This window comes from Bradyrhizobium sp. 62, assembly GCF_023073035.1.
GTDB lineage: Bacteria > Pseudomonadota > Alphaproteobacteria > Rhizobiales > Xanthobacteraceae > Bradyrhizobium.
In genome coordinates, this window is record NZ_JADPIT010000016.1 from 386,856 (window position 1) to 388,061 (window position 1,206).

Below are 1,206 nucleotides of genomic sequence, written 5' to 3' on the forward strand. Positions count from 1 at the left end.
ATGCGGATCGGCGACCAGATCGTCGAGGCCGTGCGGCTGCACCGGAACATGTCGAGTAAAGAGGCCCGGGACATCGCGATCGAGATGCTGCGCCTGGTGCGCATCCCCGAACCGGCTCGGCGCGCGCGGGAATATCCGCATCAGCTGTCCGGCGGCATGCGCCAGCGGGCCATGATCGCGATGGCGCTGGCGTGCCGGCCGGCGCTGCTGATCGCGGACGAGCCGACGACCGCGCTCGACGTCACCATCCAGGCGCAGATCCTCGCGCTGATCCTGGACCTTCAGAAAGAGCTCGGCACCGGGCTCGTGCTGATCACCCATGATCTCGGCGTCGTCGCGCAGACCGCGCAGCGGGTCATCGTGATGTATGCGGGACGGAAGGTCGAGGAAGCGAGCGTCGAGGCACTGTTCGCCGCGCCGAAACATCCCTACACGCGCGGATTGATGGCCTCGATCCCGGCGGTGCCGGCGCCGGGCGTCGCCGCGCCAGCACGGCTGAACGAAATTCCCGGCACGGTGCCGTCGCTGGTGCGGCTGCCCAAGGGCTGCGCGTTTGCGCCTCGCTGCAAGCTCGCGATCAAGCGCTGTGAGGCCGAATATCCGCCGCTCACCGATTGGGGCGGTGGCCATCTCGCGGCATGCTGGCGGGCGGCCGAAGTGGCGGAGGTGGCATGACCGAGGCGCTGCTCGAAGTCACCGATCTCAAGAAGCACTATCCGGTGCGCGCCGGCGTGTTGCGCCGACAAATCGGCACAGTGCATGCAGTCGACGGCGTCTCATTTTCGGTTGGGGTGGGCGAGACGCTGGGCCTCGTCGGCGAATCCGGCTGCGGCAAGTCGACGGTGGCGCGCAGCGTGCTGCGGCTGGTCGAACCGACCTCGGGCCAGATCCGCCTCGAAGGCGAAGACATCACGCATCTGTCCAAGTCCGCGTTGCGGCCACATCGTCGTTCGATGCAGATCGTGTTCCAGGATCCGTTCGCCTCTCTCAATCCGCGGATGACTGCCGGAGACATCGTGGGCGAGCCGCTGTTCGTGCACGGGCTCGCGACCGGCAAGGCGCTGGAGGCGCGTACCGCAAACCTGTTCGAGCAGGTCGGCCTGCGGCCCGACCAGATGCGCAATTTCCCGCATCAATTCTCCGGCGGGCAGCGCCAACGCATCTGCATCGCCCGCGCGCTGGCGCTGGGGCCGCGGCTGATCGTCT

Annotated in this window: 2 protein-coding genes; both read left to right on the forward strand. The window is 67.8% G+C overall.

The window, feature by feature from the left end:
• The coding region (locus tag IVB47_RS20835; RefSeq protein ID WP_247463821.1) for an ABC transporter ATP-binding protein at window positions 1–675 on the forward strand (675 nt) is incomplete at its 5' end.
• Window positions 672–1,206, forward strand: a 535-nt coding sequence (locus tag IVB47_RS20840) for a dipeptide/oligopeptide/nickel ABC transporter ATP-binding protein (RefSeq protein WP_247463824.1), incomplete at its 3' end; no start/stop codon positions are given. The genes IVB47_RS20835 and IVB47_RS20840, both read left to right, overlap by 4 nt.